This window comes from Streptomyces sp. NPDC017943, from assembly GCF_044328425.1.
Classification (GTDB): domain Bacteria; phylum Actinomycetota; class Actinomycetes; order Streptomycetales; family Streptomycetaceae; genus Streptomyces; species Streptomyces djakartensis_A.
In genome coordinates, this window is the sequence record NZ_JBIRHH010000007.1 from 107,134 (window position 1) to 133,178 (window position 26,045).

A 26,045-nucleotide genomic window follows, 5' to 3' on the forward strand; every position below is an offset into this window, starting at 1 on the left:
ATTTCGGACGGGGCGGCCAGGGCGCGTGCCGGGCCTCGCGGGGACGGGGATCCCCTCGGGGGGAGGGGCTTCGCGGACACCCCCTAGCGCAGCTCGGCGGGTTCCACGCCCAGCAGGTCGGACAGGGCCCGCTCGCCGTCCGCCGTCACCTTCACGGCCCGCTCGGAGCCGATCCGCACGCACCACCCGGCGTCCAGGGCGTGCCGGCACAGGGCCGCGCCCGCCACGCCCGCCAGATGAGGCCGGCGTTCGGTCCAGTCCAGGCAGGACCGGGCCAGCGGCCGGCGGCCGTGCGCCGCGAGGACGATCCCGGCCGACGCGAACCAGGCCAGTCCCGCCTCGGTGAGCGCGAAGCCGGTGTCCTGCCGCAGCAGCCCGCGCCGCGTCAGGGCGTCGGTGACGGCGATCCCGAGCCGCCCGGCGAGGTGGTCGTAGCAGGTGCGGCCCCGGGCCATCGCCGAACCGGCACTCGACTCGCGCAGGCTGCGCGGCCGGGCGGCCGCGCCCGGGGAGACCTGCGCGGCCAGGTCCTCCACCAATTGCGCGGTCCGCGCGTCGGCCAGCCGTACGTACCGGTGGCGGCCCTGGCGCTCCTCCGTGAGCAGCCCGCCCGCCACCAGCCGGCCCAGATGCTCGCTCAGCGTCGACGCGGCGACCCCGGCGTGCCGGGCCAGTTCACCCGCGGTCCACGCCCGGCCGTCGAGCAGCGCGAGCAGGCACGCGGCCCGCGTCTCGTCCGCGAACAGCGCGGCGAGCCGTGCCAGCGCCGTGGCCTGGGGATCCCTCGTGGTCATGCCACCAGCATCGCGCACGGACCGTTCGGCCGGCGCCGAAGTGTCGCCCGGACCGTCCTACGCGCTGCCGCGGACCCGTTCGTACTGGCCCGCCAGCCCGTCCAGCAGGGCCGTCAGCCCGGTCTCGAACGCGCGCTCGTCGATCTTCTCCTGCTGTTCCGCGAGGCGGTGGGCCTGCTGCAGGTGCGGGTAGTCGGCCGGGTCGTAGGCGCTGGCGTCGTCGACGAAGCCCCCGGCGAAGGAGCCGAGCGCGGAGCCCATCACGAAGTACCGCATCAGCGCGCCGATGGAGGTGGCCTGGGCCGGGGGCCAGCCCGCCTCGACCATCGCGCCGTAGACGGCGTCCGCCAGGCGCAGCCCGGCCGGGCGGCGGCCGGGGCCGCGGGCCAGGACCGGGACGATGTTGGGGTGGTCGCGCAGGGCGGCCCGGTAGGACACGGCCCAGTCGTGCAGCGCGGCCCGCCAGTCCCGGCCGTCGTCGAACATCGACAGGTCCACCTGGCCGCTCACGGAGTCGGCGACCGCCTCCAGGATCTCGTCCTTGGTGCGGAAGTGGTTGTACAGGGACGGGCCGCTGACCCCCAGTTCGGCGGCGAGCCGCCGGGTGGAGACGGCCGCGAGACCCTCCGCGTCCACGAGCGCCCGGGCCGTCTCGACGATCCGGTCGGTGCTGAGCAGGGGCTTGCGCGGTCGGGCCATGGCGCACATAGTAGGGCTGCCGACAGAAACTAGCAGTGCTAATTTAAGTGTGCAGCTTTCGAGTGGGGTGACGCGTGGTGAACCTGGAGCTCAGCGAGGAGCAGAGCGCGGTACGGCAGCTCGCGCGGGACTTCGTGGAGCGGGAGATCGCCCCGAACGTCGTCGCCTGGGACCGCGCCGAGGAGGTCGACCGGTCGATCGTCAAGAAACTCGGCGAGGTCGGGTTCCTGGGTCTGACGATCGGCGAGGAGCACGGCGGCAGCGGCGGTGACCACCTCGCCTACTGCCTCGTCACCGAGGAACTGGGCCGGGGCGACTCGTCCGTGCGCGGCATCGTCTCCGTCTCGCTGGGGCTGGTCGCCAAGACCGTCGCCGCCTGGGGCACCGAGGAGCAGAAGCGGCGCTGGCTGCCCGGGCTCACCTCCGGCGAGACGGTCGGCTGCTTCGGCCTGACCGAGCCCGGCACCGGCTCCGACGCGGGCAGCCTGCGCACCCGGGCCGTGCGCGACGGCGGCGACTACGTCATCAACGGCACCAAGATGTTCATCACCAACGGCACCTGGGCCGACGTCGTGCTGCTCTTCGCCCGCTCCACCGACGCCCCCGGCCACAAGGGCGTCTCCGCCTTCCTCGTCCCGGCGGACACGCCGGGGCTGACCCGGCGCACCATCCACGGCAAGCTCGGGCTGCGCGGCCAGGCCACCGCCGAACTCGTCCTGGAGGACGTGCGCGTGCCGGCCTCCGCCCTGCTGGGGGAGGAGGGCAAGGGGTTCTCCGTCGCCATGTCGGCCCTCGCCAAGGGCCGGATGTCGGTGGCCGCCGGATGCGTCGGCATCGCCCAGGCCGCCCTGGACGCCGCCGTCCGGTACGCCGGCGAGCGCGAGCAGTTCGGCAAGTCCATCGCCCGCCACCAGCTGGTGCAGGAGCTGATCAGCGACATCGCGGTCGACGTGGACGCCGCCCGGCTGCTGACCTGGCGGGTCGCCGACCTCGTCGACCGGGGGCAGCCGTTCGCCGTCGAGTCCTCCAAGGCCAAGCTGTTCGCCTCCGAGGCCGCCGTGCGCGCCGCGAACAACGCCCTGCAGGTCTTCGGCGGGTACGGCTACATCGACGAGTACCCGGCGGGCAAGCTCCTGCGCGACGCCCGGGTGATGACCCTCTACGAGGGCACCAGCCAGATCCAGAAGCTGGTCATCGGGCGGGCCCTGACGGGCGTCTCGGCGTTCTGAGTAGCGCACCTGAGTACGGCGGCGGATGCGGCGCGGGCCATGGCGCGCGCACGCTGTCCGCATGAGTGAGACACCGGGCAAGCAGCAGAACACGGCCGCCTTCTACGGCCAGGCCGTCGCCTCCTTCGCCGTCGCCATGGCGGCCACCGCGGTCGGCATCTACCGGCTGAGCGCCGACGCCTGGGTGCGCGGCTTCCTCGCCATCGCCGTCCTGTACCTCGTCACCTCCTCCTTCACCCTGGCCAAGGTCATCCGCGACCGGCAGGAGGGTCCGCCGGCCGGGCCGTCCTACGCGCCGTTCGAGAAGCGCTGAGCGGCCGCACTAAGCGCCCGCTCACCTTCGGCGGTATGGTGGTGCCCCTGTCGGTGGAGAGGGGCGAGTGATGAGTACGGCGGAGGAGACGGCCGGCGGCGAGGCGCAGGCGTGGGGCGAGGTCACGCCCGACGCGGCGCGGCGGCTGCTGATCGCCGCGGTGGAGGCCTTCGCCGAGCGGGGGTACCACGCGACGACCACCCGTGACATCGCGGGCCGGGCCGGGATGAGCCCCGCGGCGCTCTACATCCACTACAAGACCAAGGAAGAGCTGCTGCACCGCATCAGCAGGATCGGCCACGAGAAGGCCCTGGAGATCCTGCGCACCGCCTCGCGGCGCGAGGGCGGCCCGACCGAGCGCCTCGCCGACGCGGTCAGCTCCTTCGTCCGCTGGCACGCGGGCGGCCGGACGACCGCACGGGTCGTGCAGTACGAACTGGACTCCCTCGGGCCGGACGCCCGCGCCGAGATCCTCGGCCTGCGCCGGCTGGTCGACGCGGAGATCCGCGGCATCATCGAGGAGGGCGCGCGCTCCGGCGAGTTCGACGTCGTCGACGTGCACGGGACGACGCTGGCCGTGCTGTCGCTGTGCATCGACGTGGCCCGCTGGTTCAACGTCGGTGGGCCCCGCACGCCGGAGGAGGTCGGCGAGCTGTACGCCGACCTCGTCCTGCGGATGGTGGGTGCGGCCGGTTCCGCCCGGCCGGCGGGCGCCGGGGCGGACGCTCAGACGTAGTAGCGCGAGACCGACTCGGCGACGCAGACGGGCTTGTCGCCGCCCTCGCGCTCCACGGTGAACGCGACGGACACCTGCACGCCGCCCGGCACGTCCTCGACGCCGGTGATCTGCGCGGTGGCGCGCAGCCGGGAGCCGACGGGCACGGGGGCGGGGAAACGGACCTTGTTCGTCCCGTAGTTGACGCCCATCTTCACGCCTTCCACGGCGATCAGCTGCGGGCCGAAGAGGGGCAGCAGCGACAGGGTCAGGTAGCCGTGCGCGATGGTGGTGCCGAAGGGGCCCGCGGCGGCCTTCTCGGGGTCGACATGGATCCACTGGTGGTCACCGGTCGCCTCGGCGAACAGGTCGATCCGCTTCTGGTCGATGTCGAGCCAGTCGGTGTGGCCCAGTTGTTCACCCACCGCCGACTTCAGCTCGTCGACGGACGTGAAGATCCTCGGCTCTGCCATGTCGTCCAGGCCTCTCGTGTACGGGGTCCGCGCGGTCGCTCAGTACCGTATGCCTAAGCGACTGCTTAGCATGGTCGGCCGGGCGGGCCGTGTCAACGGACTCGGTAGGGTTCGAGGGGTGCCGCAGATTTCAGAGAAGATCCATGAACTCACCGTCGGCCAGCTCTCCGCGCGCAGCGGAGCCGCGGTGTCCGCACTGCACTTCTACGAGTCCAAGGGCCTGATCGGCAGTCGCCGGACCGCGGGCAACCAGCGCCGGTACACGCGGGACACCCTGCGCCGGGTCGCGTTCATCCGCGCCGCCCAGCGGGTCGGCATCCCGCTGGCGACGATCCGCGAGGCGCTGGCGCAGCTTCCCGAGGAGCGCACGCCGACGCGGGAGGACTGGGCGCGCCTGTCCGAGGCGTGGCGCTCGGAGCTGGACGAGCGCATCAAGCAGCTGAACCGGCTGCGGGACCATCTGACGGACTGCATCGGCTGCGGCTGCCTGTCCCTGGACACCTGCGTCCTGTCCAACCCGGGGGACGTCTTCGGCGAACGCCGCGCGGGATCCCGGCTGATGGCCGAGCGGAAGCCGGGCGACGCCTAGGGCCTGTCGTCTGGATCATTCCGGCGTCGCGTGGCCCGGCACGCCCCTCTGCGGCGTTGTCGTCGGTCGCCCACTCCCACGCTCGGCTGCGCTCGCGCGGGGGGACCCCCATCGCGTCGACGCCCTCCTCCGCCGTGCAGCTGGACGCACCAGGCCCCGCTCGGGTCGGCTGGCAGAGCCGAGCCTCACAGCCGGGCTAATCCGAACGACAGACCCTGGCGCGCGCCGTCCGGGCCGCACCCGGGGCGCCCCGGCTCAGGGCGTGCGCCTCGCGTACTCCCGCAGCCCCGCCGTCACCAACTCGGCGTTGGAGCGGGCCGGTCGGCCGTCCGGCAGGTGCAGGGCGTCCTCCAGGCCGATGCGGGTCGCCAGGCCCAGGCGCCCCGCGAGCCGCAGCACCGGCCAGGCGCCCCCGTCCTCCCCGTGCAGCAGGACGGGCCGGCCGTGCGCGGTGCCCAGGTCGCTCAGAAGCGCCCGGGCCGAGGCCGCGGCGGTCGACGGGTCCGGGTCCGTCACCTCGGCCAGGACCCTCAGCACTTTCGGGCCGAGGGGCGAGGACGCGAAACGGCGGGCCGCGTCCGTGCCCGACCAGATGCCGGCCTCCACGCCGACTCCGCGGTCGATCAGCGCCGCGGCGATCTCCTCCGCCCCCGGCTCGTGCCAGTTCACCGAGGCGTGGTCCGGCAGCGCCGTCCAGCCGCGGATCCGGTCGAGCCGGGCGGCCGGGTCGGGCTCGGCCCACGCGCCCGTGGTCACCCCCACCGGGACCGCCACCCGTGCGCGGATCGCCGGGAGGGTCAGCGCCAGCACCCCCGGGGACAGCGAGTCGCGCCCGCAGGGGGACTTGGGGTGGACATGGACGTCCGTGGCCCCGGCCGCAACGGCGTCGGCGGCCGACGCGGCCATCGCCTCGGGCGTCAGCGGCACCGCCGCACCGTCGGCCGCGGTCCGCGGCCCGTTCAGACACACCTGCACCATGTGCCGATGGTGCCAGTCGCCACCGACAGCCGGACACCGCCGGCGAAGTGGGGGTGCGGCATCCCCGGCGCACCCCCCGCGCACCCGCATCCGTCAGGCCGACACCAGCAGCCTCACCCGCTCGGCGTCCGCCAGGGCCTCGGGCGTGAGCACGGGACGCGGCACCAGGATCCCGCAGTCCGCGCAGACCGGCCCCGACGAGGGCTCGTGGTCCAGGCCGTACCTCCACGAGAGGTGCCGCCCGTCACAGACCGGGCACTCGGCGCCCGGCTCGCGCTCCAGCGCGGCGATCAGCCGGCGCAGCACCTCGGCCAGCGGTTCACGGGGATGGACCGCCGGATCGTCGCACCACGCCACACCGAAGCCGCCCCAGGTCATCCGGTGCCAGTCGTCCACACTGCCGGGCCTGCGCAGCCCGTCGTGCTTCTCCTTCCTGCGGCGCTCGGCGAAATCGACCTCGTAGGCCAGCCAGACCGCCCGCGCCTCCTCCAGTTCCTCCAGCGCGGCCACGAGCCGCACCGGGTCGGGAGAGCGGTCCTCGGGGCCGAAACCCGCCCGGGAGCACAGATGGTCCCAGGTGGCCCTGTGCCCGTAAGGGGCGAACCTCTCCAGGCACTTGCGCAGCGAGTAGCGCCGCAAGGCCAGATCGCACCGCGGATCGCGGACCTGTCTCGCCAGACTCCGGAAACCGGCCATCGTCCTGCACCTCCGTCACACCTGCACCTGTAAATCGGTCACTTCGGCGTCGTCGTACGGACGTCGCCGAGTAGACGTATCGACAAGCGATTCGGCTCCATCCGATCTCGAATGCCCTCCGTGAGCGGTCCGAAGGGTTCGCCGGTCGACTGCCGTGGTCCGTGCGTCTGTCGTGCCGTCACCGGGAAGTGACGCTTGTTCATCTTCTGCCGAGGGGATACCGGCGGTAACATCCCGCCCACCCCACGGGAGGAGCCCCCATGCCACGGCGTGTCCCACGCACCGCTCCCCACAGACTGAGAACTCCCGGCGCGATCCCCGGGTTCCTGAAGACGGCTTCCGTATGCGCCCTGATCGCAGGTCTTTTGTCGCCGTTTGCCCCGGCGGCCGCATCGGAAACAGGAACCACCCCGGCCGCGGCCGAAGTGAACGACCACTGCGGCTCGCGGTGTTCGGACATCCTTCCGCCCGGCCAGAACGGCAACGCCACCCTCGCCCAGATCCTCCTCAACCAGGCCTTCGGCACCCAGCCGGAGCACGCCGAGGACCAGCTCGCGCCCTACGCCGCCCTCGCCAAGGGCTACGGCGGACTCACCGACGAGAAGATCAGCGCCTTCTTCAACGACGCGTCCTTCGGCGTGCCCGCCGGCCAGGTCGCCTCCACCGTCCGGCCCGCCGGGCGCGACGACGTGACGATCGTCCGCGACAAGAAGACCGGTGTGCCGCACATCACCGGCACCACGCGCTACGGCACCGAGTTCGGAGCCGGCTACGCGGCCGCCCAGGACCGGCTGTGGCTCATGGACGTCTTCCGGCACGTCGGACGCGGACAACTGACCTCCTTCGCGGGCGGTGCCCCCTCCAACCAGGGCCTCGAGCAGCAGTTCTGGCGGCACGCCCCGTACACCGAGGCCGATCTGCAGGCGCAGATCGACAACGCGGTCGCCCGCAACGGCGAACGCGGCAGGCAGGCGCGTGCCGACGCCGACGCCTACCTCGACGGCATCAACGCCTACATCGACGCCTCCGACAGCGGACGCTGGTTCCCCGGTGAGTACGTACTGACCGGGCACAAGGACTCGATCACCAACGCGGGTGAGATAGAGCACTTCGAGATCACCGACCTGGTCGCGCTCGCTTCGGTGGTCGGCGCCCTGTTCGGGTCCGGCGGGGGCGGCGAGGTGAACAACGCCCTGTCCCTGCTCGCCGCGCAGGAGAAGTACGGCGTGGTCGAGGGCACCGAGGTCTGGGAGTCCTTCCGGGAGCGCAACGACCCGGAGGCCGTGCTCACCGTCCACGACGGCAGCTTCCCGTACGCGACCCTGCCGAAGGACCCGCAGGGCGCGGCCCTGCCGGACCCCGGCTCGGTGCGGCCCGAGCCGCTCGTGTACGACCGCACCGGCAGCGCCGCCGGATCCGGAGCCACCGGCGCCTCGAAAGAAGCGGCGGCCACCGCCCTGTCCTCCGCCCGCCGCGGCATGTCCAACGCCCTGGTGGTCAGCGGGAAGCACACCGCGAGCGGGCACCCCGTCGCCGTCTTCGGGCCGCAGACCGGCTACTTCGCCCCGCAGTTGCTGCTGCTCCAGGAGATCCAGGGCCCCGGCATCAGCGCCCGCGGCGCCTCCTTCGCGGGCCTGAGCATGTACGTCGAACTCGGCCGCGGCCAGGACTACGCCTGGAGCGCCACCACCTCCGGCCAGGACATCATCGACACCTACGCCGTCGAGCTCTGCCAGGACGACCACCACTACCTCCACCGCGGCACCTGCACGCCGATGGAGAAGGTCGAGCAGAAGAACGCCTGGAAGCCCACCGTCGCCGACGGCACCGCCGCCGGCTCGTACACGATGCGGGTGTGGCGCACGAAGTACGGGCCCGTCGAGTACCGCGCCACGGTGGGCGGGAAGAAGGTCGCCTACACCACCCTGCGCTCCTCCTACCTGCACGAGGCCGACTCCATCATCGGCTTCCAGATGCTCAACGACCCCGGCCACGTCCGCGGCCCCGAGTCCTTCCAGCAGGCGGTGCAGCACATCAACTACACCTTCAACTGGTTCTACGCCGACTCCGAGCACACCGCGTACTACAACAGCGGCGACAACCCGGTGCGCGCGGCCGGCGTGGACCCCGAGTTCCCCGCGTGGGCGCGGCCCGCCTACGAGTGGCGTGGCTGGGACCCGGCGGCCAACACCGCCGACTACACCCCGCCCTCCGCGCACCCCCGCTCCGTCGACCAGGACTACTACGTGTCCTGGAACAACAAGCAGGCCAAGGACTACACCGCGGCGCCCTGGGGCAACGGGTCCGTGCACCGCGGCAATCTCCTCGACGACCGGGTGGAGCAGCTGGTCCGGCAGGGCGGGGTGACCCGGGCGTCCCTCGTGCGCGCCATGGCCGACGCGGGCCTGGCCGACCTGCGGGCCGAGGACGTGCTGCCCCGGCTGCTGAAGGTCGTGACCAGCGCGCCGGTCCCCGACCCGGCCGCCGCGGCCGCCGTGGGCCGGCTCCAGGCCTGGGCCGCCGCCGGCGGCAAGCGCACGGAGACCTCGGCAGGTTCGCGGAAGTACGCCGACGCCGACGCGATCCGCATCCTGGACGCCTGGTGGCCGCTGCTGGTCCGGGCCGAGTTCGAACCGGGCCTCGGCACGAAGCTGTACGCGGCGATGACGGCGAACCTGCCCGTCGACGAAGCACCGTCGGCCGCGCACGGCCCGACCGGATCGCACGCCGGCAGCTCCTTCCAGTACGGCTGGTGGAGCTACGTCGACAAGGACCTGCGGGCCGTGCTCGGCGAGGAGGTGAAGGGGCCCCTGGCCCGTCCCTACTGCGGCGGCGGCAGCCTCGGCGCCTGCCGGGACACCCTCCTCGCCACCCTGAAGCAGGCCGCCGCGGCGACCCCGGCCCAGGTCTACCCGGGCGACGAGGTGTGCGCGGCGGGCGACCAGTGGTGCGCCGACTCGATCAACCACCGGACCCTGGGCGGCATCAAGCACCCGACGATCGGCTGGCAGAACCGGCCGACCTACCAGCAGGTCGTGGAGTTCACCTCGCACCGGTGAGGCACGGCGGGCGGCGGGCCCGGCTCCGGGCCCGCCGCCCGTGGCTCAGCGGTACAGCAGGTGCGCGCGCCGCACCCTGCGGAACGCGGCCAGGTCGGCCCGCCAGTCCGCCACGACCTCGTCCGTGCCGGCGCCCGCGTCGATCATCGTGCGCACGCGCGTGGTCCCGGTGAGCTTGTCGATCCAGTTGTCGGGGCGCCAGGCGAAGCCGCTCCAGGTCCGCTTGGCGGTCACGAGCAGCCCGATGCCGGTGCGCACGGGGTCGAAGGCCGCCCGGTCGTGGACGTGGACCTGCACCCCGCCGATCGTCCTGCCCTGGAACTTGGAGAAGGTGGGCGCGAACCAGGCCTCCCTGAACCGGACCCCCGGCAGGCCGAGTTCGTTCGCCGCCGCGGCCCAGTGCCGGTCGACGCCCTCGGCGCCCAGCAGTTCGAACGGCCGGGTCGTGCCGCGCCCCTCCGACAGGTTGGTGCCCTCGAACAGGCACGTGCCCGAGTACACCAGGGCCGTCTCCGGCGTGGGCATGTTCGGGCTCGGCGGCACCCACGGCAGCCCCGAGGCGTCGTAGAAGTCGGAGCGGTCCCAGCCCGACATGGTGACGGTCTCCAGCGGCACGGGGTCGGTGAGGAACTCGCCGTTGAACAGCCGGGCCAGCTCCGCGACGGTCATGCCGTGCGCCTGGGCGATGGGCTGCCGGCCGACGAAGGTCGCGAACTCCTTGTGCAGCACGGGCCCCAGAGCCGCCCGGCCGGTGACCGGGTTGGGCCGGTCCAGGACGACGAACCGCTTGCCGGCGAGCCGCGCGGCTTCCATGCAGTCGTACAGCGTCCAGATGTAGGTGTAGAAGCGGGCACCGACGTCCTGGATGTCGAAGACGACCGTGTCGACACCGGAGGCGGTGAAGACGTCCGCGAGCGGGCGGCCGCTCTTGAGGTACGTGTCGTACACGGGCAGTCCGGTGGCCGGGTCGTCGTAGCGGCCCTCGGAGCCGCCCGCCTGCGCGGTGCCCCGGAAACCGTGCTCGGGACCGAAGACCGCGGTGAGCCGGACACGGTCGTCGGCGTGCATCACGTCGACGATGTGGCGGGCGTCGCGGGTGATGCCGGTCGGGTTGGTGACCACGCCCACCTTCTGGCCGTCGAGCAGGGCGTAACCGTCCCGCGCCAGGCGCTCGAAGCCGGTGCGCAGGGGGCGGTGGGGCCGGGCCGCCGCCGGGTGGGGCGCGGCGGCGACGGCCGCCGCCGCCGTGGCCGTGGTGATGACGGCTCGTCTGGAAGGGCGCATGCGGGACCTCCTGGGGTGGGGACGGTCGGCATGGGCACGGTATGTGCTCCGGCGGGCCGTGGGGAGGCCGCGGACCGGATACGGCCGCTCGTGCCGCGGGGCCCGGCCGCTCGAGCCGCCGGGCGCGGCCGCGCCCGGCACCGTGCGCCCGGCATCGTGCCCGGCACCGCGGCAGGCACCGCGGCAGGCTCCGTGCGGCCGGTACCGCGCCCAGCATCGTGCGCCCGGCACCGCGCCCGGCACCGCGGCAGGCTCCGTGCGCCCGGCTCCATGCGCCCGGCCCCGCGCCCGGCACCGTGCGGTCGGCCCCGCGCCCGGCACCGTGCGCCCGGCACCGCGGCAGGCTCCGTGCGGTCGGCCCTGCGGCAGGCTCCGTGCGGCCGGTACCGCGCCCGGCTCCGTGCGCCCGGCTCCGTGCGCCCGGCGCCGCACGTCCGGCACCGCGCCCGGTACCGCGCCCGGCACCGTGCGGTGTGCGGCGGGCGGTGCGGTGACCTCTTCCCAGGTACATACCGACCGGTTAGTCTGACGCCATTGCCGTTCCGCGATCGAGGAGACCGACAGTGGGAGCCTTTCAAGGGGCCGGGGTAGTTGTCACGGGAGCCGGCGGCGGGATCGGAGCCGCGCTCGCCCGGCGCTTCGCCGCCGAGGGGGCCCGGGTCGTCGTCAACGACCTGGACGCCGAGCGGGCCAAGCGCGTCGCGGAGGAGATCGGCGCGACGGCCGTGGCCGGCGACGCCTCGGCGATCGTCGCCGACGCCCGGGACGCCCTCGACGGGACCGTGGACGTCTACTGCGCCAACGCCGGTGTCGCCTTCGGGGGCGGGCAGGCGGACGGGCCGCTGGACGAGACGGCGTGGGCCGCCTCCTGGGACGTGAACGTCATGGCCCACGTCCGCGCCGCCCACGCCCTGCTGCCGGACTGGCTGGAGCGCGGGAGCGGCCGGTTCGTCTCCACCGTGTCCGCCGCCGGACTGCTCACCATGATCGGCGCCGCGCCCTACGCCGTCACCAAGCACGGGGCGCTCGCCTTCGCCGAGTGGCTGGCGCTCACCTACCGGCACCGGGGCGTGAAGGTGCACGCCATCTGCCCGCAGGGGGTGCGCACCGACATGCTGGCCGCCACCGGCAGCGCCGGCGACCTGGTGCTCCAGCCGACCGCGATCGAACCGGAGGCGGTGGCGGACGCCCTGATGCGCGGCGTCGAGGAGGACCGCTTCCTGATCCTGCCGCACCCCGAGGTCGCCGGGTACTACCAGGCCCGGGCCGGTGAGCCCGACCGCTGGCTGTCCGGCATGAACCGCATCCAGCAGCAGTGGGAGGCGACCCGGTGACCGCGTCCCGCTACGCCGCCAAGCCCTGGCTCGCCCTGCTCAGCGAGGCCCAGAAGGGGGCGATCGACCCCGCCGACTCCCTGGTGCACGCCCTGCGGCGGGCCGTCGCCGAGACGCCGGACGGCGATTTCCTGGCCTACTTCGACGGCCGCCTGACCTACCGGGACGCCGACGAGCTCAGCGACTCCGTCGCCGGGCACCTCGCGGCGCGCGGCCTCGAACGCGGCGACCGGGTCGCGGTGCTCCTGCAGAACTCCCCGCTCTTCGTGCTCGCCGTGCTCGGCGCCTGGAAGGCGGGCGCGGTCGTCGTGCCCGTCAACCCCATGTACAAGTCGGGCGAGGTCGGGCACGTCCTGCGGGACGGCGAGGTGGCCGCGCTGATCTGCTCCGACCGCGCCTGGGAGGGGTACCTGCGCGACACGGCGGCGGACTCGCCCGTGCGGATCGTGCTCACGGCGTGCGAACGGGACTTCCAGACGCGCGGCGACGCCCGCGTGCTCACCTTCGAGCGCCTGCCGCAGGCCCCGGACGCCGACGACCTGGCGGCTGTGGCGCGGGCCGGCCACAAGGCGCCCGGCGACCGCGATCCGGAGCCCTCCGGCATCGCGCTGATCAGCTACACCTCCGGCACCAGCGGCACCCCCAAGGGCGCCACCAACACCCACCGCAACATCATGTACAACGCCGAGCGGCAGCGGACCGGCCTCGGGCTCCCGCAGCGGCCGGTCTACTTCGCGCTGGCGCCGCTGTTCCACATCACCGGCATGGTCTGCCAGCTGGGCGCGTGCCTGACCAGCGGGGGCACGCTCGTGCTGGCCTACCGCTTCGAGGCGGGCGTCGTGCTCGACGCGTTCGCCGAGCACCGCCCGCACTACGCCGTCGGCCCCTCCACGGCCTTCATGGCCCTGGCCGCCCACCCCTCCGCCACCCGCGACCACTTCTCCTCCTTCCGGGTGATCTCCTCCGGCGGGGCCCCGCTGCCGCCCGCCCTGGTGGAGAAGTTCCGGGCCGGCTTCGGCCCGTACATCCGCAACGGCTACGGGCTGACCGAGTGCACCGCCCCCTGCGCCTCCGTGCCGCCGGGCCTCGAGGCACCCGTCGACCCCGTCTGCGGCACCCTCGCCGTGGGCCTGCCCGGCCCCGACACGGTCGTGAGGATCGTCGACGACCACGGCGAGGAGGTCCCCTTCGGCGAACACGGCGAGATCGTCGTCGGCGGCCCCCAGGTCGTGCCCGGCTACTGGCGCCGCCCCGACGCCACCGCCGACACCTTCCCCGGCGGCGAACTGCGCACCGGCGACATCGGCTTCATGGACGAGCAGGGCTGGCTGTACGTCGTGGACCGCAAGAAGGACATGATCAACGCGTCCGGCTTCAAGGTGTGGCCGCGCGAGGTCGAGGACGTCCTCTACACCCACCCCGCCGTGCGGGAGGCGGCGGTCGTCGGCGTCCCCGACGGGTACCGCGGGGAGACCGTCAAGGCGTACATCAGCCTGCGCCCGGACGCCGCGGCGGACCCGGACGCGCTCGCCGCCTACTGCAAGGAGAGACTGGCCGCCTACAAATATCCGCGCCAGGTGGAGATCCTGCCGGACTTGCCGAAGACGGCCAGTGGGAAGATCCTCCGTCGGGAACTGCGTTCCCGCACGCACGGCAACTGACAGCAGAACGGAAAGGCAGGTGGCGGCAGTGCCCAGGACCACGGACTCGGACGGCACTCCCGTCCCTCAGCGGCTCCTGGCCGCCGCCACCCGGCTCTTCGCGGAGCAGGGCTACGACCGCACCTCGGTGCAGGAGATCGTCGAGGCGGCCGGTGTCACCAAGGGCGCGCTCTACCACTACTTCGGCTCCAAGGACGACCTGCTGCACGAGGTGTACGCGCGCGTGCTGCGCATCCAGCAGGAGCGGCTGGACGCCGTGGCGGGCGCCGACGAGCCGGTCGAGAAGCGGCTGCGCGCCGCGGCGGCGGACGTCGTCGTGACGACCATCGACAACCTCGACGACGCGATGATCTTCTGGCGGTCGATGCACCACCTGAGCCCCGAGAAGAACAAGCAGGTGCGGGCGGAGCGCCGCCGGTACCACGAGCGCTTCCGCGCGCTCGTCGAGGAGGGCCAGGAGGCGGGCGTCTTCTCCCGGGCGACCCCGGCGGACCTGGTCGTGGACTACCACTTCGGCTCGGTGCACCACCTGTCGACCTGGTACCGCCCGGACGGCCCGCTCAGCCCCCAGGAGGTCGCCGACCACCTCGCCGACCTCCTCGTCCGGGCCCTGCGCCCGTAGCCCGTGACGCCCGGCCGGCGCGTGGCCCGGTGGGACACCCCCACCGGGCCACGGGCCGGACACTCACAGGTACCGCTTCAGCTCCCGCCGCGCCAGCGACCGCTGGTGCACCTCGTCCGGCCCGTCCGCGATCATCAGCGTCCGCGCCCCCGCGTACAGCTCCGCCAGCGGGAAGTCCTGGCTCACCCCGCCCGCGCCGTGCAGTTGGATCGCCTTGTCGAGGATCCCCACCACCGCACGCGGCGTGGCGATCTTGATGGCCTGGATCTCGGTGTGCGCCCCACGGTTGCCCACGGTGTCCATCAGCCACGCCGTCTTCAGCACCAGCAGCCGCAGCTGCTCCACCGTCACCCGGGCGTCGGCGATCCAGTTGTGCACCACGCCCTGCTGGGCCAGCGCCTTGCCGAAGGCGTTGCGGGACACGGCCCGCCGGCACATCAGCTCGATCGCCCGCTCGGCCATGCCGATCAGCCGCATGCAGTGGTGGATGCGGCCGGGACCGAGCCGGGCCTGCGCGATGGCGAACCCACCGCCCTCCTCGCCGACCAGGTTCGACACCGGCACCCGCGCCTCGTCGAAGACCACCTCGGCGTGACCGCCGTGGTAGTGGTCCTCGTACCCGAACACCTGCATCGCGCGCGTGATCGTCACGCCCGGGGTGTCGCGCGGCACCAGGACCATGGACTGCTGGCGGCGGATGTCCGCCCCGTCCGGGTCCGTCTTGCCCATGACGATGAAGATCTTGCAGTCGGGGTGCATCGCCCCGGAGATGTACCACTTGCGGCCGGTGATGACGTACTCGTCGCCGTCGCGCCGGATGTGCGTCGTGATGTTGGTGGCGTCCGAGGAGGCGACGTCCGGCTCGGTCATCGCGAACGCCGAGCGGATCTCCCCCGCGAGCAGCGGCTCCAGCCACTGCTTGCGCTGCTGCTCGTCGCCGAACTGGGTGAGCACCTCCATGTTCCCGGTGTCGGGCGCGGCGCAGTTCGTCACGGTCGGCGCCAGCTGCGGGGAGCGGCCCATGATCTCGGCAAGCGGCGCGTACTGCAGGTTGGTGAGCCCGGCGCCGTACTCCGAGTCCGGCAGGAACAGGTTCCACAGGCCCTGCCGGCGGGCCTCGGCCTTGAGCTCCTCCACCACCGGGACCGTCTCCCACGGCGAGGCGAGCCGTTCGCGCTGCTCGTGCGCGACGGCCTCGGCCGGGTAGACGTGCTCGTCCATGAAGGCGAGGAGCCTGCCGCGCAGTTCCTCGGTGCGCGCGTCGAAAGCGAAGTCCATGCGGATCAGCCCTCCTGAAGGCCTTCGTGAAGCGTCGTCAGTCCGTGGCGGACGAAGACGGGGACGAGGTCGCCGATGCGGTCGAAGCCGCGGCCGACCGTCTGGCCCAGCGTGTAGCGGTAGTGGATGCCCTCGAGGATCACGGCGAGCTTGAACCAGGCGAAGGCCGTGTACCAGGAGACGGCGGAGACGTCGCGCCCCGAGCGCGCGGCGTACCGCTCGATGAGTTCGGACGGGGCCGGGTGCCCGGGGGCGGTCGCGGTCGTGGAGACGGGGGAGTCGGGCAGGTCCAGCGGCATGCTGTACATGACCAGCAGACCCAGGTCGGTGAGCGGGTCGCCCAGCGTGGACATCTCCCAGTCGAGGATCGCCCGGATCGCGTCGTCCTCGCCGATCAGCACGTTGTCCAGGCGGTAGTCGCCGTGGACGACGGCCGGTGCGGGGGAGACGGGCAGCTCGCGGCCGAGCGCGGCGTGCAGTTCGTCGATGCCGGCCAGGTCGCGGTTGCGGGAGGCGTCGAGCTGCTTGCCCCAGCGCCGCAGCTGCCGGTCCAGGAAGCCCTCGGGACGGCCGAAGTCACCGAGGCCCACGGCCTGCGGGTCGACCGCGTGCAGCTCGACCAGCGTGTCCACCAGGTTCAGCACCGCGCCCCGGGTCCGCTCCGCGCCGAGGGGGGCGAGCTGGTCGGCGGTGCGGAAGGGCGTGCCCTCGACGAACTCCATCACGTAGAAGGGGGCTCCGAGCACCTCCTCGTCCTCGCACAGCAGCACCGGCTGCGGTACCGGGACGGCGGTGGGGTGCAGCGCGCTGATCACCCGGTGCTCGCGCCTCATGTCGTGCGCGGTGGCCAGCACGTGGCCGAGCGGGGGCCGCCGGACGACCCAGCGGGAGGTGCCGTCGGAGACGGCGTAGGTGAGGTTCGAGCGTCCGCCCTCGATGAGCCGGCCCGACAGCGGTCCGTCCACCAGGCCGGGCCGCTCGCGGTCGAGCAGGGCGCGCAACCGGTCGAGATCGAGACCGGGCGGGTGATCGGGGCTCATACGTGGCTCCTACGGGCAGGCGGACAGTTCCCGACCCATGATGCCGACCGGTCGGTATGTCGTCCAGAGGGGGGCGGAAACGTGATCGGAGCCACGATAGGCCGCCCGCCCCCGGAGCGCGGTGTCCGGGGCGGTCCGGACCGGTTCGTTCAGGCGATCCGGGTTGCGGGCGGCCCGGCGAGCCCGGAAGGTCGGACCCATGAAGGCGATCAGCTATGCGCGGTACGGCGGACCCGACGCCCTGGCGTTCGGGGAGGTGCGCGACCCGAAGGTGGGTCCCGACGCGGTGCTGGTGAAGGTCCGGGCGGCGGCCGTGAACCCCGTCGACTGGAAGGCCCGCGAGGGCTACCTCGACGGCATCCTCGCCCCGGTCTTCCCCGTGGTGCCCGGCTGGGACGTCTCGGGCGTCGTCGTGCGCCCCGGGGCGGCGGTCGCCGAGTTCGACGTGGGTGACGAGGTCATCGGGTACGTGCGCGAGGACTTCCTCTCCCGGGGCACCTTCGCCGAGTACGTGGCGGCGCCCGTGCGCACCCTGGCCCGCAAGCCCCGCAATCTGACCTGGGAGGAGGCGGCCGGGCTGCCCCTGGCCGGGCTCACCGCGTACCAGGTGCTGCGCCGGGTGCTGGAGGTCAGGCGGGGCGAGACGGTGCTGGTGCACGCCGCGGCGGGCGGCGTCGGCTCCCTGGCGGTGCAGCTGGGCACGCACCTCGGCGCCCGCGTGATCGGGACGGCGAGCGAACGCAACCACGACTTCGTCCGCGGCCTCGGCGGCGAGCCGGTGACGTACGGCGAGGGACTGGCGGAGCGGGTGCGCGGGCTGGCGCCGGAAGGGGTGCACGCGGTGTTCGACACCGTCGGCGGCGACGCGCTGAAGGTGTCGGCGAACCTGCTGGCCCCCGAGGGCCGCCTGGTGTCGATCGCCGACAACGACGTCGTGACCTACGGCGGCCGCTACTACTTCGTCCGCCCCGACGCCGCCGACCTGCTGCACCTGACCGAACTGGCGGAGCAGGGCGTGGTCGGCGTGCACGTGGACGAGACGTTCCCGCTGGAGCGGACGGCGGAGGCGCACCTGCGCAGCCAGGAGGGACGCACCCGCGGCAAGATCGTGGTGACGGTGGACCGGGAGGGCGAGGAGGCCTGAGCGAGCGGTCCTAGAGGACCAGGGCGGCCCCGCACACCGCCAGGGTCACCGTGCACAGGGCCGCCGCAGCGGCGTGCCGGGGCGTGAAGGGCACCCGGCCCGGACCGGCCGCCAGGGCGCGGATCCTGCGGTGGGCGAGGGCGAGGAACCCCAGCCACAGGCCGCAGCACAGGGCGCCCGCGACGATCTGGGACGCCGAGGCGCCGCCGTGCAGCACGGTCTTCACGGCGAGCACCGCGGCGACCGTGCCGGACAGCGTCGTACGCCGCCACGCGAGCCGGGTCCGCTCCGGCTGCAACCCGGGATCCCGGCCGGGGCCCCCGCCGCGCCCCGCCGGGACGCTCACGCCTCCCACCCCACCAGCACCACGACCACCATCGCCACGGCCACGACCGCGACGACGAGGCTCAGCAGGGCCGGGAACCGCGAGACGGGCAGGTCCTCACCCCGGCGCATGGCCCGCTCGCAGCGCACCCAGTGGTTGACGGCCCGCAGCGAGCACAGCACCCCCGAGGCGAGCAGCGCGAGCGCCAGCCCGACGCGCCATCCCCAGCGCAGGTCCGGCAGGAACTGGTCCACGGCGAACCCTCCGCCGATCAGCGCGAGCGCGGTACGCAGCCAGGCGAGGAAGGTGCGCTCGTTGGCCAGCGAGAAGCGGTAGTCGGGGGTCTCCCCGTCCTCCCGGACCTCCGCGGGCACGAACCAGAACCGGACGTTCCGCACAAACTCGATCACACGCGCGACCCTACCCGCGCCCCACCCGCCCGGCGCCGCCGGAGGCACCGCCGCTCGCCGGACCCGGCCGTCCCGGCGAGCGGAACTCCTTCAGCCGTGCGTACGCCGCCAGGCCGTCCGGGACCCAGGGCCAGTCGGCGAGGCGGTGCTCGACCTCCGTGTCGGTGAGGAAGGCGTGCCAGGCGACCTCCTCGGCCTGCGGGTGGACGGGCAGGTCGCAGGTCACCTCGTACACCGCCGACCACCAGGTGCGGCCGGCCCCGTCGTCGTAGAGGAAGGTGAACAGGTGGCGGGGGGCCGGCAGGCCGCTCACGCCCAGTTCCTCCTCGGCCTCCCGCAGGGCCGCCGCGTCGTAGGACTCGCCCGCGCCGACCACGCCGCCGACGAACATGTCGTACAGGGAGGGGAAGACCAGCTTCTGCGGGGTACGCCGGTGCACGAAGATCCGCCCGGCGGCGTCCCGGGCCTGGACGAACACGCAGCGGTGCCGCAGCCCCCGGGCGTAGACCTCGCCGCGCGGGGATCGTCCGACGACCCGGTCGTGCTCGTCCACGATGTCGAGGATCTCGTCAGCAGCGCTCATGCCCCCATCCAAGCAGCCGGGGGCGCTCGGGGGAGGGGTGCGTCAGGGGGACGCCGGGCTGACCGCGGCGGAGCCCACCCGGGCCCGCGCGCCGGCCGCGCCGGCCGGCATCGCGGGATGCAGTCCCAGCAGCACGATCCCGGCGACCACCGCCAGCAGGCCGCCACTCTCCCAGCCCAGCGCCGCCGCGTCGGTGCGCAGCCGGTCGCCGAGGAAGCCGACGCCGCAGACGATCCCGGCGAGCGGCTGGGCCGCCGTCAGCGCGGGCAGCGAGGTGCGCAGGGGCGCCGTCTCGAAGGCGCTCTGCACCAGCAGCAGCCCCGTGACGCCGAGCGCGACGACCGCGTACGGCTGCCAGCCCGTCATCAGCCCGGCGAAGCCGCCGTCGGAGAACCGCTGCCCGCTCACCCGGGTCAGCGCGTCCTGGACGCCGTACAGCAGCCCGGCCGCGAGCGCGAGCAGCACCGGGCCGGAGCCCGTCCGGGAGCGCCTGCCGCGGGCCGTGAGCAGCAGGGCGAGCCCGATCATGACCCCGATGATCAGCCACTGCCGCACCGGGTCGGCCGTCGCGGTGCCGCCCTCGGGCCGGCCCGCCACGATGAACGCGGTCACGCCGCCCGCCAGCAGCAGCAGGCCCGACCAGCCCTGGCGCCCCAGCGACTGCCGGGTCTGCCGGCGGGACAGGGCCAGCGCGAAGAGCAGGTTCGTGGCGAGCAGCGGCTCCACCAGCGACAGCCGGCCCTGCCCCAGCGCCGCCGCGCCCAGGCCCATGCCGGCCACCATCAGCGCGATCCCGCCGAGCCAGCGCGGCACCTTCACGAGGTCGAGCAGCAGCCGGAAGGAGAGGAAGTCGCCCAGCGGGGCCCGCTGGGCCGCGTTCTGCTGGAGGACGAAACCGAAGCCCAGGCAGCAGGCGGCGCCGAGAGAGAGCGCCAGAACCAGAACCGACACGCGGTGTACCTCGATCGTCAAGTCGGGTCACGATGGCGTAGGGACCGACGGCACCGGCCGGCTCCGCCCGCGTACCCACACGTCCCGCCATCGTGGGGGGCGCTCGCCGGGCGCGCTATGACCTGCGCCACAAAAGGGCGAAACGGGAAAATCGGGTCACAGACGCAGGAGCATCACCGCTCTCTCGTGTCACAAGAACCTCACGAATCACACCAGTTGACGCGTGTAACGCAACATCGGCCCTTGACGACAACCCTTGGCGGAGGGTTTGCTTTCCGTGATCGATTCATGGCAGTGCGCGTCCACGCGCCCGACCGACCGCCGTGAGCCGGAACACAAGAAGAGCGCGTGAGGAAGTTCGCGGTGTCCCCACCCCCGCCTCCCCTCGGCCGCGGCCGCAAGCGCGCGGCGCAGGCCTTCGACGAGGCCCTCGACGACGCCGAGCTCGGGACCGCGCGTGCCGCGCTCGCGCAGGGCCGCTGGCAGAACGTCCGTTCCCTGCTGGTCCACACCGGCGACGACTGGGACCGGCGCGGACACCGGATCACGGTCCTCGCGCGCGAGTCCTACACCGCCGCCTGGGCCCGCGAATGGCTGCTCGCCGAGCCGGAGTCCGCCGACGCCTCCGTCCTGCTGGCCCTCGCCCAGGTCCGTCGGGTGCTGCACGGCAAGGGCAAGCCCGCCCGGGCCCGCGAGGCCTGCGAGAAGGCCGCCGCCCTGGCCCCCGCCGACCCCACCCCCTGGCTCGGCGTCCTCATGCTGGAGTGCGCGGTCGGCACCGACCACGACGCGGTGCGCGTCTTCGAGCAGGTCCGCGTCCGCTACCCCGACCACCACCACGCGCACCACCTCATGGTCGCCCGGCTGGCCGCACGCCGCATGGACCTGGGCCCGGACCCGCTGCACGAGGTCTACGACTTCGCCAACTGGGCCGCCGAACAGGCGCCCGCCGACTCCCCCCTGGCGATCCTGCCCGTCATCGCGCACGCCGAGCGCTACCGCGCCCTGGCCGCCGCCGGACACGAAGCCGCCGACCCCGTCGCCTCGGGCCACTGGAGCGGCCGCCGCGCCCGGCAGGTGATGAAGGCCGCCTTCGACTGGTGGCTGGAATGGGAGCTGGAGGGCCATCCGCGCCGGCTCGTCGACCTGAACTTCCTCGCCCACGCCAAGTACTGCGAGGGCCGGGGCGCCGAGGCCGCCGCCCTGTTCCACCGCATCGGCCGGCACGCCACCCCGGCGCCCTGGTCGTACCCCGACCGCGATCCGCACACCGCCTTCGCCGCCGCCCGCGCCGGTGCGCTCGGCACGGCGTGACACCCCCCCGTATCCCACAGTGAGGACGCCCTCCCGATGACCACGGACAGTTCGAGGACGAACACCTCCGCCCCCGGCGGCATCAGTACGTTCAAGGGGCAGGAGCGCGCCCTGCGCGCCGACCGGCTCGGCACCGGCGGCCTCCTGCTCTCCGTCCTCGCCGCGACCGCCCCGCTGATGGTCGTCGCGGGTGTCATGCCCACCACATACGCGGTCATGGGCATCGTCGGCCAGCCGCTGCTCTTCGTCCTCCTGGGCGTCGTCCTGATCCTGTTCAGCGTGGGCTACGCCGAGATGAGCCGGCACGTCCACAACGCGGGCGCCTTCTACGCCTACATCTCCCGCGGCCTCGGCGGCACCGCCGGCGCGGGCGCCGCCCTGGTCGCGCTCGTCGCCTACAACGCCCTCCAGGTCGGCATCTACGGCATCTTCGGCTTCGAGGTCTCCGGGCTGCTCGCCACCTACGCCGACCTGGAGGTGGCCTGGTGGATACCGGCCCTCCTGGCCGTGCTCGCGGTCGGCCTGCTCGGCTGGCTGAAGATCGACGTCAACGCGCGCGTGCTCGGCGTGCTGCTCGTCATCGAGGTCCTCCTGGTCGTGGTCTTCGACGTCGCCGCCCTCACCGACCCGGCCAAGGAGGGCCTGTCGCTGCACGCCTTCGACCCGGACACGCTGACCGGCGCCGGCGTCGGCACCGCCCTGTGCTTCTGCATCGCCGCGTTCCTCGGTTTCGAGCAGGCCCCCGTCTACGCCGAGGAGACCAGCCGCCCGCACGTCCTCGTGCCGCGCGTGATGTTCCTGGCCGTCGGCGGGGTCGCGGTGTTCTTCGCCCTGAGCAGCTGGGCCCTCACCGTCGCCACCGGCCCCTCGGCCGTCGTCGGCACCGCCCGGGAGCAGAGCGCCGGCCTGCTGTTCTTCCTCACCGAGTCACGCCTCGGCGGCACCTTCACCGACGTCCTGCACATCCTCTTCGTCACCGGCATGTTCGCCGCCCTGCTCAGCTTCCACAACGTCGTCGCCCGCTACGCCTTCGCCATGGGCCGCGAGGGCCTGCTGCCCGCCGCCTTCGGCCGCACCAGCGGCAGCAGCGGCGCCCCCGGCACCGGCTCGCTCCTCCAGACCGCCGTCGCCGCGGTGGTCGTGGCGGCCTTCGCCGTCACTGACGACAAGCCGGTCGGCGACCCGACCGCACCCGTCCTGCAGCTGTTCACCTGGTGCGGCAACATCGGCGCCCTCGGCGTGATCCTGCTGATGGCCGCGGCCTCCCTGTCGGTCGTGGTCTTCTTCGTCCGCCGCGGCGCCGCGGGCACCCAGTCCTGGCGGCTGGTGACCTCCGCGGTCGCCGGCATCGCCCTGCTGGTCATCGCGGGCTACACGGTGAAGGACTTCGACGTGCTGGTCGGCGCCGGCCCGGACTCCTCGCTGAGCTGGGTGCTGCCCGGCATCATCGGTCTCGCCCTGGTCGCGGGACTGGTCCTCGGCCTGGTGCTGCGCGCCCGCGCCCCCGAGAAGCACGCCCGCATCGGGCTGGGCAACGAGGCCTTCCAGCTGGACAAGGCGGCCTCCTCCTGACCCCGCCCGCACGACGGGCGCTTACGGAAGTCTGACGCGCACCCGCGAGCCCTGTCCCGTCCGGGCCGCGGGTGTTCGAATGAAGGGGTGAACGAGCACGTACCTCAGGGTGTGGACGACGAACCCCCCGAGCGCGGCGCCCCGATCGGCCGCCGCGTCTTCCTCGGCACCCTCGCCCTGGGCGCCGCCGGCGTGGTGGCCGCGCCCCCGCTGCAACGCGCCCTGGAGGGCTTCCTGGGCCAGGCCGCGGACCAGGACCCCACCGGCCTGACCGGCCTGCTGCCCAACGGCGGCGGCTTCCGCTACTACTCCGTCGCCTCCTCGGTCCCGCGCAGAACCGCCCGCACCTACCGCCTCACCGTCGACGGCCTGGTCGACCACCCCGCGTCCTACACCCTGGCCGACCTCAGGGCCCTGCCGCAGACCCGGATGGTCCGCGACGTCCAGTGCGTCACCGGCTGGCGCGTCCCCGACACCCCCTTCGAGGGCGTACGCCTGTCCCGCCTCCTCGACGCGGCCGGCGTCCGGCCCACGGCCCGGGCCGTCCGCTTCACCTGCTTCGACGGCACGTACACCGAGAGCCTCACCCTCGACCAGGCCCGCCGCGCGGACGTCCTGGTCGCCCTGCGCATGCAGGACGAGGACCTCGGCCACTCCCACGGCGGCCCGGTCCGCCTCTACGTGGCGCCCATGTACTTCTACAAGTCCGCCAAGTGGCTCTCCGGCATCACCGTCACCGACGAGGTCCGGCCCGGCTACTGGGAGGAGCGCGGCTACGACGTCGACGCCTGGGTGGGCCGCTCGAACGGACGCGACGATGAACCCACGAGCTGATCCGGCCCCCGCCACGACCGACGTGCGCCGCTTCACCCCGGTGCAGCGCTGGATCCACCGCACCACGGCCGCGCTGATGGGCGTCTGCGTGGTGACGGCGGCCTGCCTCTACGTCCCCCAGCTCGCCGAACTGGTCGGCCGCCGCGCCCTGGTCGTCACACTGCACCAGTGGGCGGGCCTGGCCCTGCCCGTGCCCGTGCTGGCCGGTCTCGCCTCCCGCGTCTTCCGCGCCGACCTCGGCCGCCTCAACCGCTTCGGCCCGCACGACCGCGCCTGGCTGCGCGCGGTGCTGCACCGCGACGGACGCCCGGAGTCCCGGCCCGCGGGCAAGTTCAACGCCGGGCAGAAGATCTACGCGTCCTGGATCGCCGGGGCCACCCTCGTCATGCTCGGCACCGGCCTGATGATGTGGTTCACGCACCTCACCCCGCTGCTGTGGCGCACCAGCGCCACCTTCGTCCACGACTGGCTGGCCCTGACGATCGGTATCGTCCTGGCCGGCCACATCGGCATGGCCCTGGCCGACCCGGAAGCCCGCCGCGGCCTGCGCACCGGCAGGGTGAGCCGCGACTGGGCGGACCGCGAGCACCCGCTCTGGCGCCCGTAGGCCACGCGGAGACGCGGAACGGCCCACCCCCTCCCGGCCCCGGCGGCCGGAGAGCCGCCGTCGATGCCGGGCAAGGGGGTGAGCCGTCCTCGCCGCAGGGCCGCTAGATCACCAGGGACAGCAGCAGGACCAGGCCCCCGGCGACCACCGAGATGATCGTCTCCATCACGGACCAGGTCTTGACGGTCTGCCCGACGCTCAGCCCGAAGTACTCCTTCACCATCCAGAACCCGGCGTCGTTGACATGGCTGAAGAACAGCGAACCGGCACCGATGGCCAGGACCAGCAGAGCGGTGTGCGTGGTCGACATGTCGGCCGCGAGCGGGGCGACCAGACCGGCCGCGGAGACCGTGGCCACCGTCGCCGACCCGGTCGCCAGCCGGATCACCACCGCGATCAGCCAGGCCAGCAGCAGCGCCGGGATGGACCAGGACTCGGAGATGTCGAGGACCATCTGCCCCACGCCCGTGTCGATCAGCGTCTGCTTGAAGCCGCCGCCCGCGCCGACGATCAGCAGGATGCCCGCGATCGGCATGAGGCTCTTCTCCACCAGCGGGGAGATCCGCTCCTTGGAGAACCCGGCGGGCCGCAGCAGCGTGAAGATGCCGACCAGCACCGAGGCGAGCAGGGCGATCATCGGCGCGCCGACGACGTCGAAGACGCGCTGCACCGGCTGCTCGGGATCGTCCACCACGATGTCGACGAGCGCCTTGGCGAGCATCAGCAGCACCGGCAGCAGCACCGTGAAGAGGGTGGCTCCGAAGCCGGGGCGTCGCTCGAGCTCCTCGGAGGCGCGCTGCGGGATCATCTTGTCCGGCGCCGGCACGTCGACCCAGCGGGCCGCGTACTTGGAGAACACCGGACCGGCGATGATCACCGTCGGGATCGCCACGAGGACACCGAGCGCCAGGGTCACCCCGAGGTCGGCCCCGACGGCGTCGATCGCGACCAGCGGGCCGGGGTGCGGCGGCACCAGACCGTGCATCACGGACAGGCCCGCGAGCGCCGGGATGCCGATGCGCATCAGCGAGTAGTTGCCCCGCTTGGCCACCATCAGCACCACCGGGATCAGCAGCACGATGCCGACCTCGAAGAACAGCGGCAGCCCGATCACCGAGGCGATCAGCACCATCGCCCACGGCATCGACCGCCCCCCGGCCTTGGCCAGGATGGTGTCGACGATCTGGTCGGCGCCGCCGGAGTCGGCGAGCATCTTGCCGAGGATCGCGCCGAGGGCGATCAGCACGCCGACACCGGCGACCGTCGAGCCGAGACCGGCACTGAAGCTGGTGAGGACCTTGTCCAGGGGCGCCCCGGCGATCGCGCCGAGCGCCAGCGACCCGATGGTCAGCGCCAGGAAGGCGTGCAGCTTGACCTTGGTGATGAGCAGGACGATGACGGCGATGCCCGCCAGGACGGCGATGCCCAGCTGAGCGTGGCCGGCCGAGGTGATCGGCTCGGGTGCGTCCGCTGCCAGCATCTCGACGCTGAGTCTGGTCACGGTGGGGAGTTCCCTTTGCGTTGGGGAGTCGGGGAGAGGG

26 protein-coding genes are annotated in these 26,045 nt (G+C 73.3%); 13 read left to right on the plus strand and 13 right to left on the minus strand.

Annotated elements, in window-relative coordinates:
- Positions 1-83 precede the first annotated feature (83 nt).
- Positions 84-794: an ArsR/SmtB family transcription factor gene (locus ACH4C6_RS23315; protein WP_398110527.1), complete on the minus strand. Its 711-nt coding sequence runs from the start codon at positions 792-794 to the stop codon at positions 84-86.
- A 57-nt stretch (positions 795-851) separates the two neighbouring features.
- Positions 852-1,493: a TetR/AcrR family transcriptional regulator gene (locus ACH4C6_RS23320; protein ID WP_398110528.1), complete on the minus strand. Its 642-nt coding sequence runs from the start codon at positions 1,491-1,493 to the stop codon at positions 852-854.
- Positions 1,494-1,570: 77 nt separating this feature from the next.
- On the opposite strand from ACH4C6_RS23320, the gene ACH4C6_RS23325 reads away from it, so the two are divergent.
- The 3 genes from ACH4C6_RS23325 (at position 1,571) to ACH4C6_RS23335 (ending at position 3,771) form a co-directional block, all read left to right on the plus strand.
- A complete protein-coding gene (locus tag ACH4C6_RS23325; RefSeq protein WP_398110791.1) occupies positions 1,571-2,722 on the plus strand; it encodes an acyl-CoA dehydrogenase family protein in 1,152 nt (383 codons plus the stop codon).
- A 61-nt stretch (positions 2,723-2,783) separates the two neighbouring features.
- Positions 2,784-3,035, plus strand: coding sequence for a YiaA/YiaB family inner membrane protein (locus ACH4C6_RS23330; RefSeq protein ID WP_398110529.1), 252 nt, complete (start codon positions 2,784-2,786; stop codon positions 3,033-3,035).
- Between the two features lie 70 nt (positions 3,036-3,105).
- On the plus strand, positions 3,106-3,771 hold the full coding sequence (locus ACH4C6_RS23335) for a TetR/AcrR family transcriptional regulator (protein ID WP_398110530.1): 666 nt from the start codon (positions 3,106-3,108) through the stop codon (positions 3,769-3,771).
- Here ACH4C6_RS23335 and ACH4C6_RS23340 read toward each other — a convergent pair.
- Positions 3,762-4,223 carry a MaoC family dehydratase gene (locus ACH4C6_RS23340; RefSeq protein WP_398110531.1) on the minus strand — a complete coding sequence of 154 codons (462 nt, stop codon included), beginning with the start codon at positions 4,221-4,223 and terminating at the stop codon, positions 3,762-3,764. The two genes, ACH4C6_RS23335 and ACH4C6_RS23340, sit on opposite strands and share 10 nt — an antisense overlap.
- Positions 4,224-4,341: 118 nt before the next feature.
- Here ACH4C6_RS23340 and soxR point away from each other — a divergent pair, with 118 nt between their 5' ends.
- Positions 4,342-4,812 carry a redox-sensitive transcriptional activator SoxR gene (soxR, locus tag ACH4C6_RS23345; RefSeq protein ID WP_398110532.1) on the plus strand — a complete coding sequence of 157 codons (471 nt, stop codon included), beginning with the start codon at positions 4,342-4,344 and terminating at the stop codon, positions 4,810-4,812.
- A gap of 255 nt (positions 4,813-5,067) precedes the next feature.
- Here the strand turns inward: soxR and ACH4C6_RS23350 are convergent, their stop codons facing one another.
- Together ACH4C6_RS23350 and ACH4C6_RS23355 are read right to left on the minus strand one after the other, a co-directional pair.
- Complete coding sequence (locus ACH4C6_RS23350; protein WP_398110533.1) at positions 5,068-5,790, minus strand: 3-keto-5-aminohexanoate cleavage protein; 723 nt, start codon at positions 5,788-5,790, stop codon at positions 5,068-5,070.
- Positions 5,791-5,883: 93 nt separating this feature from the next.
- The gene (locus ACH4C6_RS23355) at positions 5,884-6,486 is read right to left on the minus strand and encodes a hypothetical protein (RefSeq protein WP_398110534.1); all 603 of its coding nucleotides are present in this window, start codon (positions 6,484-6,486) and stop codon (positions 5,884-5,886) included.
- A 260-nt stretch (positions 6,487-6,746) separates the two neighbouring features.
- Between ACH4C6_RS23355 and ACH4C6_RS23360 the strand changes: the two genes are divergently transcribed.
- Complete coding sequence (locus tag ACH4C6_RS23360; RefSeq protein ID WP_398110535.1) at positions 6,747-9,545, plus strand: penicillin acylase family protein; 2,799 nt, start codon at positions 6,747-6,749, stop codon at positions 9,543-9,545.
- 45 nt (positions 9,546-9,590) lie between these two features.
- On the opposite strand, the gene ACH4C6_RS23365 is transcribed toward ACH4C6_RS23360, so the two are convergent.
- Positions 9,591-10,829 carry an exo-beta-N-acetylmuramidase NamZ domain-containing protein gene (locus tag ACH4C6_RS23365; RefSeq protein WP_398110536.1) on the minus strand — a complete coding sequence of 413 codons (1,239 nt, stop codon included), beginning with the start codon at positions 10,827-10,829 and terminating at the stop codon, positions 9,591-9,593.
- A 563-nt stretch (positions 10,830-11,392) separates the two neighbouring features.
- Between ACH4C6_RS23365 and ACH4C6_RS23370 the strand changes: the two genes are divergently transcribed.
- Genes ACH4C6_RS23370 through ACH4C6_RS23380 form a run of 3 tightly spaced genes read left to right on the plus strand, consistent with a single transcriptional unit; the run spans position 11,393 to position 14,446 of the window.
- Positions 11,393-12,163, plus strand: a complete 771-nt coding sequence (locus ACH4C6_RS23370; protein ID WP_398110537.1) for an SDR family oxidoreductase — start codon at positions 11,393-11,395, stop codon at positions 12,161-12,163.
- On the plus strand, positions 12,160-13,824 hold the full coding sequence (locus ACH4C6_RS23375) for a class I adenylate-forming enzyme family protein (RefSeq protein WP_398110538.1): 1,665 nt from the start codon (positions 12,160-12,162) through the stop codon (positions 13,822-13,824). Before ACH4C6_RS23370 ends, ACH4C6_RS23375 begins: the two co-directional genes overlap by 4 nt.
- A 28-nt stretch (positions 13,825-13,852) precedes the next feature.
- A complete protein-coding gene (locus ACH4C6_RS23380; protein ID WP_398110539.1) occupies positions 13,853-14,446 on the plus strand; it encodes a TetR/AcrR family transcriptional regulator in 594 nt (197 codons plus the stop codon).
- A 63-nt stretch (positions 14,447-14,509) separates the two neighbouring features.
- Here ACH4C6_RS23380 and ACH4C6_RS23385 read toward each other — a convergent pair whose 3' ends face one another.
- A complete protein-coding gene (locus ACH4C6_RS23385) occupies positions 14,510-15,724 on the minus strand; it encodes an acyl-CoA dehydrogenase family protein (protein WP_398110540.1) in 1,215 nt (404 codons plus the stop codon).
- Positions 15,725-15,729: 5 nt separating this feature from the next.
- The gene (locus ACH4C6_RS23390) at positions 15,730-16,764 is read right to left on the minus strand and encodes a phosphotransferase family protein (protein ID WP_398110541.1); all 1,035 of its coding nucleotides are present in this window, start codon (positions 16,762-16,764) and stop codon (positions 15,730-15,732) included.
- 199 nt (positions 16,765-16,963) lie between these two features.
- Between ACH4C6_RS23390 and ACH4C6_RS23395 the strand changes: the two genes are divergently transcribed.
- Positions 16,964-17,908 carry an NADP-dependent oxidoreductase gene (locus ACH4C6_RS23395; RefSeq protein ID WP_398110542.1) on the plus strand — a complete coding sequence of 315 codons (945 nt, stop codon included), beginning with the start codon at positions 16,964-16,966 and terminating at the stop codon, positions 17,906-17,908.
- A 10-nt stretch (positions 17,909-17,918) separates the two neighbouring features.
- Here the strand turns inward: ACH4C6_RS23395 and ACH4C6_RS23400 are convergent, their stop codons facing one another.
- Genes ACH4C6_RS23400 through ACH4C6_RS23415 form a run of 4 tightly spaced genes read right to left on the minus strand, consistent with a single transcriptional unit; the run spans position 17,919 to position 20,177 of the window.
- On the minus strand, positions 17,919-18,254 hold the full coding sequence (locus ACH4C6_RS23400; protein WP_398110543.1) for a DUF202 domain-containing protein: 336 nt from the start codon (positions 18,252-18,254) through the stop codon (positions 17,919-17,921).
- Positions 18,251-18,643 carry a YidH family protein gene (locus ACH4C6_RS23405; RefSeq protein ID WP_398110544.1) on the minus strand — a complete coding sequence of 131 codons (393 nt, stop codon included), beginning with the start codon at positions 18,641-18,643 and terminating at the stop codon, positions 18,251-18,253. The genes ACH4C6_RS23400 and ACH4C6_RS23405 overlap by 4 nt, the downstream gene beginning before the upstream one ends.
- A 10-nt stretch (positions 18,644-18,653) precedes the next feature.
- Positions 18,654-19,226, minus strand: a complete 573-nt coding sequence (locus ACH4C6_RS23410) for an NUDIX domain-containing protein (protein WP_398110545.1) — start codon at positions 19,224-19,226, stop codon at positions 18,654-18,656.
- Between the two features lie 42 nt (positions 19,227-19,268).
- Entirely contained in the window at positions 19,269-20,177 is a 909-nt protein-coding gene (locus ACH4C6_RS23415; RefSeq protein WP_398110546.1) for a DMT family transporter, read from the minus strand.
- Positions 20,178-20,540: 363 nt separating this feature from the next.
- On the opposite strand from ACH4C6_RS23415, the gene ACH4C6_RS23420 reads away from it, so the two are divergent.
- From ACH4C6_RS23420 to ACH4C6_RS23435, 4 genes are all read left to right on the plus strand, one after another.
- Positions 20,541-21,491, plus strand: a complete 951-nt coding sequence (locus tag ACH4C6_RS23420) for a tetratricopeptide repeat protein (RefSeq protein WP_398110792.1) — start codon at positions 20,541-20,543, stop codon at positions 21,489-21,491.
- Positions 21,492-21,527: 36 nt separating this feature from the next.
- Positions 21,528-23,063, plus strand: coding sequence for an APC family permease (locus tag ACH4C6_RS23425; RefSeq protein WP_398110547.1), 1,536 nt, complete (start codon positions 21,528-21,530; stop codon positions 23,061-23,063).
- 87 nt (positions 23,064-23,150) lie between these two features.
- Positions 23,151-23,897 carry a molybdopterin-dependent oxidoreductase gene (locus tag ACH4C6_RS23430; protein WP_398110548.1) on the plus strand — a complete coding sequence of 249 codons (747 nt, stop codon included), beginning with the start codon at positions 23,151-23,153 and terminating at the stop codon, positions 23,895-23,897.
- Positions 23,881-24,504 carry a cytochrome b/b6 domain-containing protein gene (locus tag ACH4C6_RS23435; RefSeq protein WP_398110549.1) on the plus strand — a complete coding sequence of 208 codons (624 nt, stop codon included), beginning with the start codon at positions 23,881-23,883 and terminating at the stop codon, positions 24,502-24,504. The genes ACH4C6_RS23430 and ACH4C6_RS23435 overlap by 17 nt, the downstream gene beginning before the upstream one ends.
- Before the next feature lie 103 nt (positions 24,505-24,607).
- Here ACH4C6_RS23435 and ACH4C6_RS23440 read toward each other — a convergent pair whose 3' ends face one another.
- A complete protein-coding gene (locus tag ACH4C6_RS23440) occupies positions 24,608-26,005 on the minus strand; it encodes a GntP family permease (RefSeq protein WP_398110550.1) in 1,398 nt (465 codons plus the stop codon).
- Positions 26,006-26,045: the final 40 nt, after the last annotated feature.